The sequence below is a fragment of the Kitasatospora azatica KCTC 9699 genome (genome assembly GCF_000744785.1).
GTDB classification, from domain to species: Bacteria; Actinomycetota; Actinomycetes; order Streptomycetales; family Streptomycetaceae; genus Kitasatospora; species Kitasatospora azatica.
Window position 1 is genome coordinate 439,958 of sequence record NZ_JQMO01000003.1, and the last position, 15,303, is coordinate 455,260.

Below are 15,303 nucleotides of genomic sequence, written 5' to 3' on the forward strand. Positions count from 1 at the left end.
TTTGCAAACTTTGCAAAGCCCCGACGACCGGCCTTTTGGCTTTGCATGCCCGGGATCCGGGACCGGGGACCTGGGGGTCGGGAGTACCGGGGGGGGTCGGGAGTGCCGAGGGGCGGGAGTACTGGGGGTACCAGGATCCGCGGCCTACCGGCTCGGCTCGGCGACCGGGAGGTCGGAGCGGTGGATGTCCACCCAGCGGCTGCCGAAGCAGCGGTAGTAGGCAGTGCCGGCAATCCCGAGGCCGTTGTCCTCACAGGGCTTGCTCGGATCGATCCGCGGCAGGCCGAAGGAGCAGGCGTCGGCCGCGTTACCGGCCCGCACGCAGTCGTCGGGACGCAGTCCCCCGCTCGGTACGGCAACCGCGGTCGGCAGATCGGTGGCCGCCCGGGACGGCTTCTTGGTCGACTGCACCGTGGAGTGCCCAGCCGGCGAGACGCCCGCGCAACCGCTGAGCGCGAGCAGGGCGGCGGCGCCGGCGAGCTGCACGGTGCACTTGATGATCACGGGCGGCGAATCTATCAGCACGCCCGTTCGTATGCGGTGGCAGGCTCCGGGCTCAGCGTTGGCGAAGACCGGCTGCCGGGCTCAGTCGGCCGCGCCGTAGCGGACCAGGTACCCGGCCAGCCGCGCCACGTCCTCGTCGGTCCAGTCGGTGAACCGCTCCGTGAAGGACTGCCGGCGCATCTCATGGGCGTCGCGCAGCAGGGCCAGTCCGGCGTCGCTCGGCCGCAGGATCTGGCCGCGGTGGTCCTCCGGGTCCGCCTCGCGACTCAGGTACCCCAACTTCTCCAGCGCACCGACCTGTCGGCTCACCGTCGACTTGTCGAGCATGAAGTAGGCGGCCAGGTCGGCCGCCCGGCAGCCGCCGCGCTCGTTCATCAGGTCGAGCATGCTGTACGTCACCAGCGAGAGTTCCGGGTGCAGCTGCGAGGCCTTGTGCCGGGCCCGGCGGGCGAAGGCGGTCAGCTCGCGCTGGATGATCTCGATCGACGCGTCTCGGCCGGACACCCGACTGCTCCTCAGCTCAACCACTCAGCCCCACTGGTTGGGGAGTACAACATAGCCGGTCGGACCGGACGGTTACAAACGGTAGTCTTGGCGTGACAGATCCGACCGCCGCCACGGGCGGCCACCAGGGTGTCGCGGGGTGCACGTGGACTTCGATCCACCAGCTGAACAGCTCACCGACCAACCGGCCGACCAACCGGCTGAGCAGTCGTGCGACCTCGGCACCTCCGGCACCTCCGGCACTTTCGGCACCGAACTGCGGCGACTGCGGATGGCCCGTGGCCTGTCGCTGAGCGCGCTCTCCCGCCGGATCCACTACAGCAAGGGCTACCTCAGCAAGATCGAGAACGGCGGCAAGCCGGCCGGCCTCGACCTCGCCCGCCACTGCGACGACCTGCTCGGCGCCGGCGGGGCCTTGCTTCGGTTGGCCGAGGCGGCTGCCGCGCCGGGGGCGGAGCAGCCGAGCCGAGCGGCGACGGACGCGGAGGTCACGAGCCCCGACTCCCGCTGCCCCTACCTCGGCCTCGCGCCCTTCGGCCCGCAGGACGCCCACTGGTTCGCCGGCCGGGATGCCGCACTCGCCGCGCTCCTGGACCGCCTGGCCGAGCGTGCCGGTCAGGGCCCGCTCGCCCTGGTCGCCCCGTCCGGCGCGGGCAAGTCCTCGCTGCTCCGCGCCGGCCTGGTACCCGCCCTGCAGCGCGGCGAACTGCCCTCCGGCCGCCCGGCCCAGCATCGCCGGGTGCTGGTCCGAACGCCGACCGCGCACCCGCTCGCCATGCTGCGCGAGCTCCTTGACGCACCGTCGACCCAGGCCCCACTCCCCGCCCAGCCGAGCCGGCCGCCCGGCACCGGCAGCACCACCACCAGCAGCACCACCGCCGCCATCGCCGGCAGCACCGCCACCGCCGCCACCGGCCTGGTCCTGGTGGTGGACCAGTTCGAGGAGGTCTTCACCCTCTGCACCGACGAGGCCGAGCGCCGTGCCTTCATCCAGCGGCTCTGCGAGCTGGCGACCACTCCCATCTGCGACCTCGGCACCGACACACCGCCGCTGGTCGTGCTCGGCATCCGGGCCGACTTCTGTGGCCGCTGCCTCGACCACCCCGAGCTGGCCCCGGTGCTCACCCGCGGCCTGCTCGCACTGGGCCCGATGACCGCGGGCGAACTGCGCGAGACGATCACCCGCCCGGCTGCGGCGGCCAGCCTCACCCTGGAGCCGGGCCTGGTCGAGGTGCTGCTGCGCGACCTCGGCCTGCCCGAGCTCACCCTCCCGGACCAGGCCACCGGCTCGACCGCCGACTCGGCCACCGATCGGCCGCTCCCGGCCGCCCGCCATCCGCTGGCCGCAGGCGTGGCCGGCGTGCTCCCGCTGCTCTCGCATGCCCTGCTCGCCACCTGGCAGCAGCGCGAGGGCAGCACCCTCACGGTGGCCGGTTATCTGCGCACCGGCGGGATCCGCGGCGCCATCGCCGCCACTGCTGAGAACGTCTTCACCGGCCTGGGCGACCAGGGCCGGCAGACGGCCCGTCAACTGCTGCTGCAGCTGATCCAGGTGAGCGAGGAGAGCGAGGAGAGCGAGGAGGCCCGCCGCCCGGTCCCGCGCGACCAGCTGCTCCGCCAACTGCCCGCCGGCAGTGCCGCCGTGCTCGACGCCTTCGTCCAGGCCCGCCTGCTGACCGTCGACAGCCAGACGGTGACGCTGACCCATGAGGCGCTGCTGCGGGCCTGGCCCCGGCTGCGCGGCTGGCTGCACGAGGACCGGGCCGCGCTGCTGGTGCGCCAGCAACTGGCCGAGGCCGCCGCCGAGTGGGAGCGCGAGCAGCGCGATCCGGCCGCGCTCTACCGGGGGACCAGGCTGGCGACCGCCTACGACTTCCTGCGCGATCCCGACCGCCGTGCCGCGCTGACCCAGCGCGAGGCCGCCTTCCTGACGGCCAGTCACAACCAGCAGGAGGAGCGGCAGCGCACGGCCCGTCGGCAGGTCCGCCGGCGGCGGCAACTGCTGGTCGTCCTCGCGGTGCTGCTGGTGCTGGCCGTCACCGCCGGTGGGGTCGCCTACCAGCAGCGGTCGGCCGCGTTCGGCGAGCGCCGGACCGCCCTCTCCAAGGCGCTGGCGGCGGAGTCCGCCGCGCTGGCCGCCGGCCGGCCCGAGGCCTCGATGCTGCTGGCCGACCAGGCGTACCGCACCGCGCCGACCACCGAGGCGCGGGGCGCGCTGCTCAGCACCCAGGCCCAGCCGTTCGCCGGCCGGCTCTCCGGTCACACCGGCGCGGTCAACGCGGTGGCCTTCAGTCCGAACGGCATCTGGCTGGCCACCGGCAGCTCGGACTGCACAGTGAAGATCTGGCATGTGAAGGACCGTCAGGCCGACAGCACCCTGACCGGTCACGGCGGCTCGGTGCGCACGGTGGCCTTCGCCCCGGACAGCGAGACCGTCGCCTCGGGGAGCGCGGACGGCACGGTGCGGCTCTGGGACGTGACGGGGCGTCGGCCGACGGTGACCCTGTTCGGCTCCGGCGGCTCGGTGCGGTCGGTCGCGTTCAGCCCGGACGGGCGGACCCTGGTCGCGGGCGGTGACGACCATCTGGCCCGCCTCTGGGACACCGCCAGTCACACCCTGATCGCCACCCTGACCGGCCACACCGGCGAGATCCTGGCCGTGGCCTTCGGCCCCGACGGCCACACCGTCGCCACGGCCGGCGCCGACCACAGCATCCGGCTCTGGGACACCGGCACCGGCAACCCGGTCGCCACCCTGACCGGCCACAGTGACGAAGTCCTCGGCCTGGCCTTCAGCCCGGACGGCCGGACGCTGGCCTCGGGAGCCGCGGACCGCACCGTCCGGCTCTGGGACACCGTCGAGCACCACCTGATCACCACCCTCATCGGCCACAGCGACGACGTCAACAGCGTGGCCTACACCGACGACGGGCTGACCCTGGTCAGTGCCGGCGGCGACGGTACGGTCCGGCTCTGGGACCTGGCCACCCGCCGGGTGGTCGGCACCCTCAGCGGGCACACGGACTACGTCCAGGGCGTCGCCGTCAGCGCCGACGGCACGCTGCTCGCCACCGCCGGGTTCGACCAGACCGCGGCGCTCTGGGAGCTGGGCGCCTCCGCCCTGATCGTGCACCCGTTCGCCGAGGTGTGGCAGACCGCGTTCAGCCCGGACGGGCGGACCGTCGCGGCAGCCGACGCCGCGCACCTGATCCGGCTCTGGGACGTCGCCCACCACCGGCTGACCGGCACCCTGGCGGGGCACGACGGGTCGGTCTTCGGCATCGCGTTCAGCCCGGACGGGCGGCTGCTCGCCTCGGCCGGCGCCGATCAGACCATCCGCCTCTGGGACCTGTCCACGCAGCAGCAGGTGGCGGAGTTCACCGGCCATCAGGGCTCGGTCTTCGCGGTCGCGTTCAGTCCCGACGGGCGGGTGCTGGCCTCGGCCGGCGAGGACCGGACGGTCCGGCTCTGGGACGTCCGCGGCCACCGCCCGATGGGCGCACTGACCGGGCACACCGACTTCGTCAACGCCGTCACCTTCAGTCCGGACGGCCGGACCCTCGCCTCGGGCAGCGACGACCTGACGGTCCGGCTCTGGGACGTGAGCTACAAGCGGCTGACCACCACCTTGACCGGGCACACCGGCTCGGTGCGCGGGGTCGCGTTCTCCCCCGACGGCCGCACCCTGGCCAGCGCCGGCAACGACGGCACCGTCCGCACCTGGGACGCCGCCGGGCACACCCTCACCGCCACCCTGACCGGACACACCGGCTCGGTGCGCGGGGTCGCGTTCTCCCCCGACGGCCGCACCCTGGCCAGCGCCGGCAACGACGGCACCGTCCGCACCTGGGACACCGCCGCGCACGCCCTCACCGCCACCTTGACCGGACACACCGACGCCGCCTGGTCGGTGGCCTTCAGCCCGGACGGCCGCACCCTGGTCAGCGGTGGCAGTGACGGCACGGTCCGGCTCTGGACCTTCGACCTGCGGGACCGCACGGCCGGGATCTGCCGGGTGGTGGGGCGGGTCGGCCCGGACCGCTGGGCCAGGCTGCTGCCCGACCAGCCCTACCGACCCGACTGCTGACCCGACTGCTGACCCGATTGCTGGCCCGATTGCTGGCCCGACTCCTGACCCGATTGCTGACCCTAGAACAATTCCGCAGGTCAGAGCCGGTTTCCCAATTCGTTTCCCGTTTCCCGACGATTGGGCGACGGCTGCCTGCTGGACACCGCTCGGCCCGGGGACCACTCTCGAATCACCGGCAGCCAGCGGCACCGAGCAGCACCGAGCGTCACTGAGCATCCGTCAGCCGCGCTGGCCGGCCCCACTCCATGACACCTCATCAGAGGGGACTCCCTGATGCCCAGCTTCACCCTGTCCAGGTTCCGTACCGCCGCCGTCACCTCGGCCGCCCTCGCGCTCGGCGCCGGCCTGCTGATCGCCGTCCCGGCCGGCCCCGCCGCCGCCTCGGCCGCCGACTGCGCCGGGGGCGCCAACGGCTTCCACGACATCTCCGACACCGCCTCCGGCACCGTCCAGCGCTCCGCCTTCCACCAGGGCGACACGATCACCGTCCAGTCCGCGGGCGGCTCCGGCTTCGCCAAGCTCGAGGGGCAGACCCGGGGCGGTGAGAGCGTCTGGATGGACTGGACCCGCGACGGCGGCCACACCTGGCTCCAGTGCGGCCCGTTCGGTGTCGACCACGGCGACAACTCCTCGAAGACCTCCGCCGCCAAGCCCACCAGCTCCGACCCCAACTACCGCTTCCGCGCCTGCGCCCTGACCCTCGACCAGGCCATCACCTGCACCGACTGGTGGTAGGCCGTCCCGATCGTGGGTGCGGTCCCGAGCCCCCTGCCACCAGCCCGGGACCGCACTCACCCCACTCGCCGCTGAACGAGGTTCATGGGCCGGCCGCCGCGAGGACGGAGTCGGCCGCCGCGGTCCGGGCATAGAGGACCGAGCGGCCGGCTCGGTGGGCGCTGACCAGGCCGGCGTCACGCAGGGCGGTGAGGTACTGGGAGACACCGGCCGGGGAGAGTCCGGTGCGGCGGGCGAGTTCGGTGGTGGACGCCGGGGTCTCCAGTTCGGTCAACAGCCGGGTCCGCGAACGGCCGAGTACGGCGGCGAGGGCCTCCGTGCTCGGAACGGGTCGGGACTCCCACAGTGCGCCGATGCCGCGCGCCGGGTAGGCGAGCTGCGGCGGCTCGGCGGGCGCCACCCGGGTGAGCAGCTCCGGTCCGGTGAAGGCCGAGGGGATCAGCAGCAGTCCCCTGCCCGCGCCCTGCCGGGACAGAGCGCGCTTCCGGCGCGCCAGACGTAGCGCGTTGTCGTCCCAACTCAGGTATGGGTGCAGCTCGTTGAACAGGTGGCCGGTGCCGTGCTCGGCGGCCTGCCGGGCCCGGTGGAAGACGTCGGCGTCGAGTACGGTCCTGATCCGAGCCCAGTAGGGGGCGAGCGCGAGCTCCCAGTAGGTCTCGATCTCCTCCACGAGCCGGGCCAGGCGCTCCTGCGGCGCGGCGTACAGGGTCCGCAACCGGGGGCCGAGCAGCTCCTGTTCGTGTCTCAGGCGGTCGAGGTCCTGGCGTACCCGGGCCGCCGGCGCGGCCAGGATCCCGGTCAGCTCCTGCGCCAGGGTGGGGGCCGATCCGGTGGGGGCCGGATTGATGAAGTCGGGAACATAGCCCGACGGCGGGATCAACTCGGCGAGCCAACCCCGGTCCAGGCCGGCGGCGGCCACCCTGGGCCGCACCTGCTCAATCCAGGGCTGGTGAACGGGATGCGCGGCGCCGGAGGTCAGCAACCGAAAGCTGGTGCCGACCTCCCACATCGGTGAGACGGCGAACCGCACCAGGGCCAGGTCGGTCGCCGAGAACGCCAGCTCTGCCAGCACCGCTCTCCTCAGGATTCAGACATCTCTTAATGACTGGCCACCAGCCTAACCTCGTGGAGATCATCCCGGCATGACACCGGAGACGATCGCCTCGACCACCGCAGGCAGTTGGCAGCTCGACGGCCTGGAGCTGAGCCGGATCGGCTACGGCGCGATGCAGCTGGCGGGCCCGAAGGTCTGGGGGCCGCCCCGCGACCGGGACGCCGCCCTCGCCGTGCTGCGCGCCGCTGTCGAGGCGGGGATCACGCACATCGACACCAGCGATTACTACGGCCCGCAGGTGGTCAACGAGCTCATCCGTGAGGCGCTGCACCCCTATCCCGACCACCTGCGCATCGCCACCAAGGTCGGTGCCCGCCGCACCCCGGACCGTGCCTGGCCGGCCGCCCTGTCACCCGGCGAACTGGTACGGGCCGTCCACGACAACCTGGAGCGCCTGGACCTGCCGACGCTGGACCTGGTCAATCTGCGGATGACCGGCACCCTGGCCGCCGCCGACATCACCGAGCCCTTCGGCGTGCTCGCCGAACTGCGCGAGCAGGGACTGATCCGGCACCTGGGGGTCAGCAACGTCAGCGCCGAACAGGTCAGCGCCGCCCAGCAGATCGCCCCGGTGGCAGCCGTGCAGAACCACTACAACGTCGCCTCCCGCGCGGACGACGCCCTCGTCGACCAGTGCGCCGAGCAGGGCATCGCCTATGTGCCGTTCTACCCATTGGGCGGCTTCCGCCCGTTGCAGGTCGACGCCCTCAACGAGGTCGCCCTGGACCTGGGCGTCACCGCCCGGCAGGTCGCGCTGGCCTGGCTGCTGCACCGCTCCCCGACCATCATGCTCATCCCCGGCACCTCCTCGATCACCCACCTGCGCGAGAACATCGCCGCAGCTGCCGTCGAGCTGCCCGAGCAGGCGCTGCGCACCCTCGACGCGATTGCCACCGGCTGACCACCGATCACCGCCTGCCAGCTGCCGGCTGGCGCCTGCCGCCTGGCGCGCGATCCTGCCGGCCGATCAGGAATTGCCTGACTGAGCGTCAGCGACGCTCTAGGGTGGGCACTCGGGACGGCGTGCGGCCGTGCCCGGGAGCTGGGAGAGGTGGCATCGACCATGCAGCTGGGCATCTCGCTCGAACCGCCGCGGTGGCCGTCGAGTGCGGGCGGCATGGTGCTGCAGACCGCGCTGCGGGCCGAACAGCTGGGACTGCACTACGTGCTGATGTCGGATCACGTGCTGACCAGCGCCAACGGTTCGGGCCTCGACTCGATGACGCTGCTCTCCGCGATCGCCGGCGCCACCTCGAAGATCCGGCTGGCGACCAGCATCCTGGTGCTGCCGTACCGGCACCCGGTGGCCGTGGCCGGGCAGGCGGCCACTCTGGACATCGTCTCCGGTGGCCGCTTCTCGCTCGGCGTCGGGACGGGCTGGAACGCGAAGGAGTTCGCCGCCCTCGGGCTGGACGTGCGCCAGCGCGGCGCCCGGACCGACGAGTACCTGGCCGTGCTGCGCGCGCTCTGGTCCGGCGAACCGGTGGACTTCGCCGGACGGTTCACCACCCTGTCCAAGGCCGAGCCGGCCATCGCGCCCCGAACCAAGGGCGGCCCGGCGATCTGGGTCGGTGGGAGCAGTGACGCGGCGCTACGCCGGGCGTTGCGCTTCGGCGACGGCTGGCACGGCAGCGCCGCCGACGAGGCCGCCGTCCGAGACGTCCGCAGTCGGCTGGCCGTGCTCGGCGAGGAGCTCGACCGGGACCCGGAGCAGCTCAAGCTCTCCTCGGTCTGCTTCCTGGTCCCGCCGGGCTTCGAGACCAACGGTCCGCTGCCCGGTTCGCTGCTGGGCGGTCCGGCCGCGAGCACTCAGCAACTGCTGGACGCGCTCGGCCGGCTGGGTGCGGCGGGCCTGTCGATGGTCTCGCTCTGGATGCCGCTCGACCCGCACCAGCTCTCGGACGCCCTCGGCTGGGTGGCCACCGAGCTGCTGCCGGACCTGCGCGTGATCTGACTCCCCGGCGGGGCCGGCCGCCCAGGCGATTCCGGCCACCCAGGCGGGCCGACCGCTCAAGAAAGCCGACCGCTCAAGCGGGTCCGACCGCCCAGGCGCGGGCCCGCACCCGACAGCCTCAGCCCCGCCCGACCGGCCAGGCGCCCTCGTGCGCCAGCAGGTACTCCTTGCGCTCCAGGCCGCCGGCGTAGCCGGTCAGCGCGCCGGTGGCGCCGATCACCCGGTGGCACGCGCGGACGATGAGCAGCGGATTGGCCCCGATCGCGGAGCCGACGGCGCGCACTGCGGCCCGCGAGGCGCCGATCTGCTCGGCGAGCCGGCCGTAGGTGCTGGTCCCGCCGTACGGCACGGTGTCGATCGCCTGCCAGACCCGCTGCTGGAACTCCGTCCCCCGGGCCCGCAGCTCGAGGTCGAACTCCTTCAGGTCCCCGGCGAAGTACGCCTGCAGCTGCTCGGCCACCGCGACGAAGGCCGGGGCATCCTCGCGCCAGTCGTCCCGGACGGTGGCCGCGCCCTTCTGGCCGGTCATCGAGAGCGAGCAGAGAGCCAGCCCGCCGGGGGCGGTCGCGGACTCCTCGCCGACCAGCAGCAAGGCGCCGAGCGGGCTCTCGATGGTGGTGTGCACGGTGGTGGTCACGGCGCTGGGCCTCTCTCGTTCGCGGGTCGTCTACCCCTCTACTGTGCCGTCTCGCGGATGTCCGGTCTGGCGGATTTCGGACCTGGCACTCGCGCACAATTCATTCACAACTCATTGTTCGAGCTCGCGCGACCCGGTACCGTCGAAATGGGTTTAAATTCGAACGAAACAGGACCAAGCATGGCCAAGCAGCCCCGCAAGCACCCCGCCAAGCGCACCGACGGCTGGCCCAGCAGGGCCTACCCCACGAAGGTCAAACCTGCCGACGCCAAGCCCGCCCGCCGTACGCCGGTCGCCCGGCGCGCCGTGCTGGCCGGCGTGCTGGGCCTGGTGCTGGCCGGCGGCGTGACCGCCGTCGTGGCTGCCTCCCACGGTGGCGGTGCGAAGCCGGGCTCCACCGCCGCCGCGCTGCCCAGCCAGCCGCGCACCACCGCGGACGGCCGCACCACCTCGCCACCCTGGGACGCGCCCGCCGACGCGAGCGCGGCCGTCGCGGCGGCCGGCCTGCCGATGCTGGACGCCGAGGGCACGGTCGAGCACATCCACGCCCACCTGGACGTCTACCTGGACGGCAAGGCGGTGAGCGTCCCGCCACTGATCGGGATCGACGAGACCGCGCAGCGGATCAGCCCGCTGCACACCCACGACACCAGTGGTGTGATCCACATCGAGTCCCCGGTGAAGACCGACTTCACGCTCGGCCAGTTCATGACCGAGTGGCAGGTCTCCCTCGCCGCCGACCACCTCGGCGGGGCGACCACCGACGGCAGCCACACCCTGACCGCCTATGTCGACGGCAAGCCGGTCACCGGCGACCCGGCGGCCGTCGTTCTCGGCGCGCACCAGGAGATCGCCCTGGTCTACGGCACGGCCACGGAGAACGCCCAGGTCAGCGTCCCGAGCAGCTTCGCCTTCCCGAACGGCGAATGACCCCGTCGCCAACCGTGCCGCCGGCGCTCAGTAGCCGGTCGAACCGTCGAGCCGCTCGCGCAGCAGGTCGGCGTGCCCGTTGTGTCGGGCGTACTCGGCGACCATGCCGACCATGATCCGGCGCAGCGAGATCGGCTCCTCGCCCCTCGGCGCCGCCGCCAGTGCGTCCAGCGAGGGCGCGGCCGCGACGATCGCCCGGGAGCGGTCGCACTCGGCGCGCCAGACGGCGAGGTCCTGGGCCGGGTCGGCGCCGGTGAACTCGAAGTCCTGTTCCGGCTCCTCGTCGGAGTAGTACAGGTGCGGCAGCTCCTGGCCCGCGAACTGCAGGGCGAACCACCAGCGCTCGACCCCGGCCAGGTGCCGGATCAGACCGTGCAGGCTGAGCCCGGACGGGTCGATGCTCTTCTCGGCGAGGCGCTGCGGCGCGATGCCGGCGAGCTTGAGCTCGAAGGTGGCGCGGTGCCAGTCGAGGAAGGCCGTCAGCGTCTCCCGCTCGTCGCCCACCCGGGGCAGCGGCGCACGGGTGTCGAGCTCGGCGGGCCAGGCCGGGGAGAGGTTCTGCTCGGGAACCTCGTTCGCGTTCGCATTCATGCGCGCGAGTCTGGCAGCGGCCACTGACAACCCGACAACGGGCTGACAGCCCCGCGGCGCGACACACCGACAAGTTCTCCTGTCTTGACAAATCTTTTTGTCGGTTGGACTCTGGAGTGGTGCTGGACGTCGCTGTGATCGAAGAACCCGCTGCGGCCGGGGCATCCCTGGACCCGATCCGGGCCCGGATCCTCGCCGCCCTGGCCGAGCCCGGCTCGGCCGCCATGCTGGCCACCCGCTTGGGGCTGCCCCGGCAGAAGCTCAACTACCACCTGAAGGAGCTGGAGCGGCACGGACTGGTGGAGCTCGTCGAGGAGCGGCGCAAGGGCAACGTGACCGAGCGGATCTACCGCGCCACCGCCGCCTCCTACGTGATCTCCCCGAGCGTGCTCGCCGCCTTGAGCCCGGACCCGTCCCGTGCCCCCGACCAGCTCTCGGCCCGCTGGCTGCTGGCCCTGGGGTCGCGGCTGGTGCAGGAGGTCGGCCAGCTGCTGACCGGCGCGGCCCGCGCCGGGCGGCGGGTCGCCACCTTCGGCATCGACGCGGAGGTGCGGTTCGCCTCCGCGGCCGACCGGGCGGCGTTCGCCGAGGAACTCGCCCAGAGCGTGGCCGCCCTGGTCAGCCGCTACCACGACGCGGCCGCCCCGGGGGGCCGCAGCCACCGGGTGCTCGTCGGCCTGCACCAGATTCCCACCACGCCCGTCACCGAGGGCCGTGCCACGAACGCCGCCGGGCGGACCCTGGCAACGGAGTCCGAAGCCGGACAGGAGAACTGACGATGACTCACCCGTTCGAGATCGAGCTGGAAACCGTCCTGCCGGCGAGCCCGGAACAGGTCTGGGAAGCGATCGCCACCGGACCAGGGGTCGACTCCTGGTTCATGGGCCGCAACCAGATCGAGGCGCGCGAGGGCGGGATCGCCGCGATGGACACCGGCGGCCACCGGGAGGAGGCGCTGATCACCGCCTACGACCCCGGCAAGCGCTTGGCCACCCGCACGTCCACCGCCGAGGACGGCCGGTTCATGGCCTTCGAGTACCTCATCGAAGGACGCGACGGCGGCAGCACAGTCCTGCGCGTCGTCCACAGCGGCATGCTCGGCGACGACTGGCAGGACGAGTACGACGCCCTGCGCCGCGGCTGGCCGTTCCACCTCAACACGCTCCGCGAGTACCTCACGCACTTCGGCGGACGCACCGCCGTCCCCGTCTTCGCCGCGGCACCGACCGGCAGCTCCTCGGCGCAGGACGTCCGGGCGGCGCTCGCCCGCACCCTGTCGCTCCCCACCCCGGTGGCCCTCGGCACAGCGGCGCACGCGGAGCCGGCGGGCCTGCCCCCGCTGGACGGCGTAGTGGTCTGGGCGGACGACGAGCGGTTCGAGATCCGCACCTCCGACGGCATCTACACCTTCCACCAGGGTCCCGGCATCGTCCTGACGTTCCATCACCTCTTCGGAGCGGACACCGACGGAGCAGAGGACGCCTGGCAGCAGTGGCTGACCGGGCTCCTCGACTGACCCGACTCCCGACTGACCCAACTCCTCGGCTGGACTCAACTCCTCGGCCGACTCAACTCCTCGGCCGACTCAACTCCTCAGCCGACCCGACTTCTCAGCTTTCGCGACACATCTAAGGAACCTTCGATGCGCACTCTCATCAGCACCGCCTTCATCTCCCTCGACGGCGTCGTGGACTCGCCGGGCGGCGAGCCCGGCTACCGGAACTCCGGCTGGACCTTCAAGGAGGTCGAATTCGTCCCGGAGGCCTTCGAGATCAAGGGGCGCGAGCAGCAGGAGTCCACCGCCCTCCTCCTGGGCCGGGTCAGCTACGAGGCCTTCAGCGCCGTCTGGCCGGACATGGCGGAGTTCGCCCAGTACCGGGCCATGCCGAAGTACGTCGTCTCCACCACCCTCACCGACGACCAGCTGGTCTCGAACTGGGGCGAGACGAAGATCCTCCGCTCGCTCGACGAGGTCTCCGCGCTCAAGGAGACCGAGGGCGGCCCGATCATCGTCCACGGCAGCGCCTCCCTGAACCACGCCCTCTCCGACGCGGGCCTGATCGACCGCTACCACCTGCTCGTCTACCCGCTGCTGCTCGGCGCCGGCAGGCGCCTGTTCAGCACCACCGACAAGGACGCGCAGAAGCTGAAGCTCGTCGAGCACGAGGTCTACTCCAACGGTCTCCAGAAGCAGGTCTTCGACGTCGTCCGCTGACAGTCCACCGGCGGACCTCGCACAGTCCGGCCGGACTCCAGGACCCGCCGAGCGGCACTCCACGGATTGTCAGTACGGCTGCTTACGGTGGTTCCTGTGTTCACCGCCCCGGCTCCGGCCCTCTCGCTCCCTGACGACCTGATCGCCCTTCAGCGGGCGCTGCTCGCCGCCGATCAGGCTGTCGGCGACTACGCCCTAGCCGTACGCGACCGTCGGCGGGCCGCCTATCCCGAACGGTGGCAGGCGGTGCAGCGCTGCACCTGGACGGCGGGCGAGCAGGCCGAGTTCGACCGCCGCTGGGAGGCGTACGTCAGCGCGGGCGCGGCGGTGCGCAGTCACCCGGTGTTGGTCCGGGCCCGGGTGCTCGGCATCGAGGCGGCGGTACTGCGCGGCCTGCGGGAGGCGGCCGCCGCGGCCTCGGATCGCCGGGCGGCCTGAGGCTGAGCGATCAGGAGCCGGCCGGGCGGGGGCTGGTCCCGCGGCCGAGCGCGCGGGTGACGGTGATCTCGATGACCACCCGCTCGGGGTTGGCACGCGGCGCCCGGTACCGCCGGGCGTACCGCTGCTCGGCGTCGGCCACCACCGCCGGCTCCCGACGCAGCACCGCCCGGCCCTCCAGGGTGGCCCAGCGCCCGCCGTCCACCTGGCAGAGCGCAGCCACCGCGCCGTCCGCGCCCGCCGCCTCGACATTGCGCGCCTTGCGGCTGCCGCCGCTGGTGATCACCCGGGCGATCCCGGTCTCGGGGTCGAAGGTGGCGCCGACCGGAACCACGTGCGGGGTGCCGTCGGGGCGCAGGGTGGTCAGGGTGCAGATGTGCCGCTCCGCCCAGAAGGCGAGGAACTCGGGGGTGAGCGCGGGGCGGGCGGTGGCGGAGGCAGCGGTCATCGCACCAGCGTACGAAATGCCGGATCCCGCCCGACAAGCAGCTCCGCGGGTCTGGGCAGCGCGGCCCCACGGCCCAATAATGAGCATGCCATGACGCCCAGCCGCTCCGCCGCTCAGCCCAACTGTTCCGCCCTGCCGTTCCACCCAGTCGTTCCACCCAGTCGTTCCACCCAGTCGTTCCACCCAGTCGTTCCACCCCGCCGACCAGGCCAACCAGGGGGCACCCGCATGGATCTGACCGGACCTCAGCTGACCCGGCGCACCTTCACCCGGTCCGCCCTCGCCCTCGGCGCGACGAGCGCCCTGCTCGGCCTGGGCACCCTGCCCGCCCGGGCGGCCTCCGCGCCCGGTGGCGCCGACTGGCTGGCCGCACTGCCCGACTCGGCCCCGCTGGCCCGACTGACCCTGCCCGGCACCCACGACACCTGCTCGCTCTACGGCGGAGCGATCACCCAGACCCAGACCCTCTCGGTGCCCGACCAGCTGACCGCGGGCATCCGCTTCATGGACATCCGCTGCCGCGCCATCAACGGCGTCTTCGCGATCCACCACAGCCAGTTCTTCCAGAACATCTTCTTCGGCGACGTGCTCAACGACTGCCAGGCCTTCCTCGCCCAGCACCCCGGCGAGACCCTGGTGATGCGGGTCAAGCAGGAGTACTCCACGGTCCCCGACGCCGACTTCGCCGCGATCTTCTCCGACTACCAGAGCCGCTGGCCGGGCCTGCTCTGGACCGAGAACCGGATCCCGCGCCTGGGTGAGGTGCGCGGCCGGGTGGTGCTGCTGGCCGACAACGGCGGCCTGCCGGGCATCCGCTGGAACGGCCCACTCGTCGACCTGGAGGACGACTACCAGATCGGCACCATCTTCGAGATCGGCTCCCGCAAGTGGCCCGAGGTCTCGGCGCACCTGGACGCGGCCCGCTCCACCACCGACCCGCAGCGGCTCTTCATCACCTTCACCTCCTCCTCCGGCTGGGGCCTGTGGCCGCGCCAGGCCGCCGACGCCATGGCCCCCCGCCTCGCCGGCTACCTCGGCGGCCTCGACCACGGCTCCCGCCCGGTGCTCGGCACCGTGCCGATGGACTTCGTCACGCCCAGCTCGCCGGCCGCGCTGTACGCGCTGAACTTCGGCGCCTGAACG

The 15,303-nt window shown here is 72.6% G+C and carries 16 protein-coding genes; 10 read left to right on the forward strand and 6 right to left on the reverse strand.

What is annotated here, in order from left to right; translation table 11 throughout:
- Nucleotides 1-144: 144 nt before the first annotated feature.
- Nucleotides 145-525, reverse strand: coding sequence for a hypothetical protein (locus tag BR98_RS13130; RefSeq protein WP_157537732.1), 381 nt, complete (start codon nucleotides 523-525; stop codon nucleotides 145-147).
- Between the two features lie 60 nt (nucleotides 526-585).
- Nucleotides 586-1,008 carry a MarR family winged helix-turn-helix transcriptional regulator gene (locus BR98_RS13135; RefSeq protein WP_035844594.1) on the reverse strand — a complete coding sequence of 141 codons (423 nt, stop codon included), beginning with the start codon at nucleotides 1,006-1,008 and terminating at the stop codon, nucleotides 586-588.
- 271 nt (nucleotides 1,009-1,279) lie between these two features.
- On the opposite strand from BR98_RS13135, the gene BR98_RS13140 reads away from it, so the two are divergent.
- Nucleotides 1,280-5,095, forward strand: a complete 3,816-nt coding sequence (locus BR98_RS13140; protein ID WP_083977438.1) for an nSTAND1 domain-containing NTPase — start codon at nucleotides 1,280-1,282, stop codon at nucleotides 5,093-5,095.
- A gap of 276 nt (nucleotides 5,096-5,371) precedes the next feature.
- The gene (locus tag BR98_RS13145; protein ID WP_035844596.1) at nucleotides 5,372-5,833 is read left to right on the forward strand and encodes a hypothetical protein; all 462 of its coding nucleotides are present in this window, start codon (nucleotides 5,372-5,374) and stop codon (nucleotides 5,831-5,833) included.
- A gap of 82 nt (nucleotides 5,834-5,915) precedes the next feature.
- Here BR98_RS13145 and BR98_RS13150 read toward each other — a convergent pair whose 3' ends face one another.
- Complete coding sequence (locus BR98_RS13150; RefSeq protein WP_232247396.1) at nucleotides 5,916-6,905, reverse strand: ArsR/SmtB family transcription factor; 990 nt, start codon at nucleotides 6,903-6,905, stop codon at nucleotides 5,916-5,918.
- A gap of 70 nt (nucleotides 6,906-6,975) precedes the next feature.
- Here BR98_RS13150 and BR98_RS13155 point away from each other — a divergent pair, with 70 nt between their 5' ends.
- Together BR98_RS13155 and BR98_RS13160 are read left to right on the forward strand one after the other, a co-directional pair.
- A complete protein-coding gene (locus BR98_RS13155) occupies nucleotides 6,976-7,848 on the forward strand; it encodes an oxidoreductase (protein ID WP_035844598.1) in 873 nt (290 codons plus the stop codon).
- A 150-nt stretch (nucleotides 7,849-7,998) separates the two neighbouring features.
- Nucleotides 7,999-8,901 carry an LLM class flavin-dependent oxidoreductase gene (locus tag BR98_RS13160; RefSeq protein ID WP_232247397.1) on the forward strand — a complete coding sequence of 301 codons (903 nt, stop codon included), beginning with the start codon at nucleotides 7,999-8,001 and terminating at the stop codon, nucleotides 8,899-8,901.
- 118 nt (nucleotides 8,902-9,019) lie between these two features.
- Here the strand turns inward: BR98_RS13160 and BR98_RS13165 are convergent, their stop codons facing one another.
- Nucleotides 9,020-9,538, reverse strand: coding sequence for a methylated-DNA--[protein]-cysteine S-methyltransferase (locus BR98_RS13165; protein WP_035844600.1), 519 nt, complete (start codon nucleotides 9,536-9,538; stop codon nucleotides 9,020-9,022).
- Nucleotides 9,539-9,718: 180 nt separating this feature from the next.
- Here BR98_RS13165 and BR98_RS13170 point away from each other — a divergent pair, with 180 nt between their 5' ends.
- Nucleotides 9,719-10,468, forward strand: a complete 750-nt coding sequence (locus BR98_RS13170; RefSeq protein ID WP_051969723.1) for a hypothetical protein — start codon at nucleotides 9,719-9,721, stop codon at nucleotides 10,466-10,468.
- Between the two features lie 27 nt (nucleotides 10,469-10,495).
- On the opposite strand, the gene BR98_RS13175 is transcribed toward BR98_RS13170, so the two are convergent.
- Nucleotides 10,496-11,059, reverse strand: a complete 564-nt coding sequence (locus tag BR98_RS13175) for a DinB family protein (protein ID WP_035844601.1) — start codon at nucleotides 11,057-11,059, stop codon at nucleotides 10,496-10,498.
- Nucleotides 11,060-11,178: 119 nt separating this feature from the next.
- On the opposite strand from BR98_RS13175, the gene BR98_RS13180 reads away from it, so the two are divergent.
- The 4 genes from BR98_RS13180 (at nucleotide 11,179) to BR98_RS13195 (ending at nucleotide 13,712) form a co-directional block, all read left to right on the forward strand.
- Complete coding sequence (locus BR98_RS13180; protein ID WP_035851978.1) at nucleotides 11,179-11,835, forward strand: ArsR/SmtB family transcription factor; 657 nt, start codon at nucleotides 11,179-11,181, stop codon at nucleotides 11,833-11,835.
- 2 nt (nucleotides 11,836-11,837) lie between these two features.
- On the forward strand, nucleotides 11,838-12,575 hold the full coding sequence (locus BR98_RS13185; protein ID WP_035844603.1) for an SRPBCC family protein: 738 nt from the start codon (nucleotides 11,838-11,840) through the stop codon (nucleotides 12,573-12,575).
- A gap of 126 nt (nucleotides 12,576-12,701) precedes the next feature.
- On the forward strand, nucleotides 12,702-13,274 hold the full coding sequence (locus tag BR98_RS13190; protein ID WP_035844605.1) for a dihydrofolate reductase family protein: 573 nt from the start codon (nucleotides 12,702-12,704) through the stop codon (nucleotides 13,272-13,274).
- Nucleotides 13,275-13,370: 96 nt separating this feature from the next.
- The gene (locus BR98_RS13195; RefSeq protein ID WP_035844606.1) at nucleotides 13,371-13,712 is read left to right on the forward strand and encodes a hypothetical protein; all 342 of its coding nucleotides are present in this window, start codon (nucleotides 13,371-13,373) and stop codon (nucleotides 13,710-13,712) included.
- Between the two features lie 10 nt (nucleotides 13,713-13,722).
- Here the strand turns inward: BR98_RS13195 and BR98_RS13200 are convergent, their stop codons facing one another.
- Nucleotides 13,723-14,160 (reverse strand): pyridoxamine 5'-phosphate oxidase family protein, encoded by a 438-nt coding sequence (locus tag BR98_RS13200; protein ID WP_035844607.1) that lies wholly within the window; start codon nucleotides 14,158-14,160, stop codon nucleotides 13,723-13,725.
- 228 nt (nucleotides 14,161-14,388) lie between these two features.
- Here BR98_RS13200 and BR98_RS13205 point away from each other — a divergent pair, with 228 nt between their 5' ends.
- Nucleotides 14,389-15,300, forward strand: coding sequence for a phosphatidylinositol-specific phospholipase C (locus tag BR98_RS13205; RefSeq protein ID WP_051969724.1), 912 nt, complete (start codon nucleotides 14,389-14,391; stop codon nucleotides 15,298-15,300).
- Nucleotides 15,301-15,303: the final 3 nt, after the last annotated feature.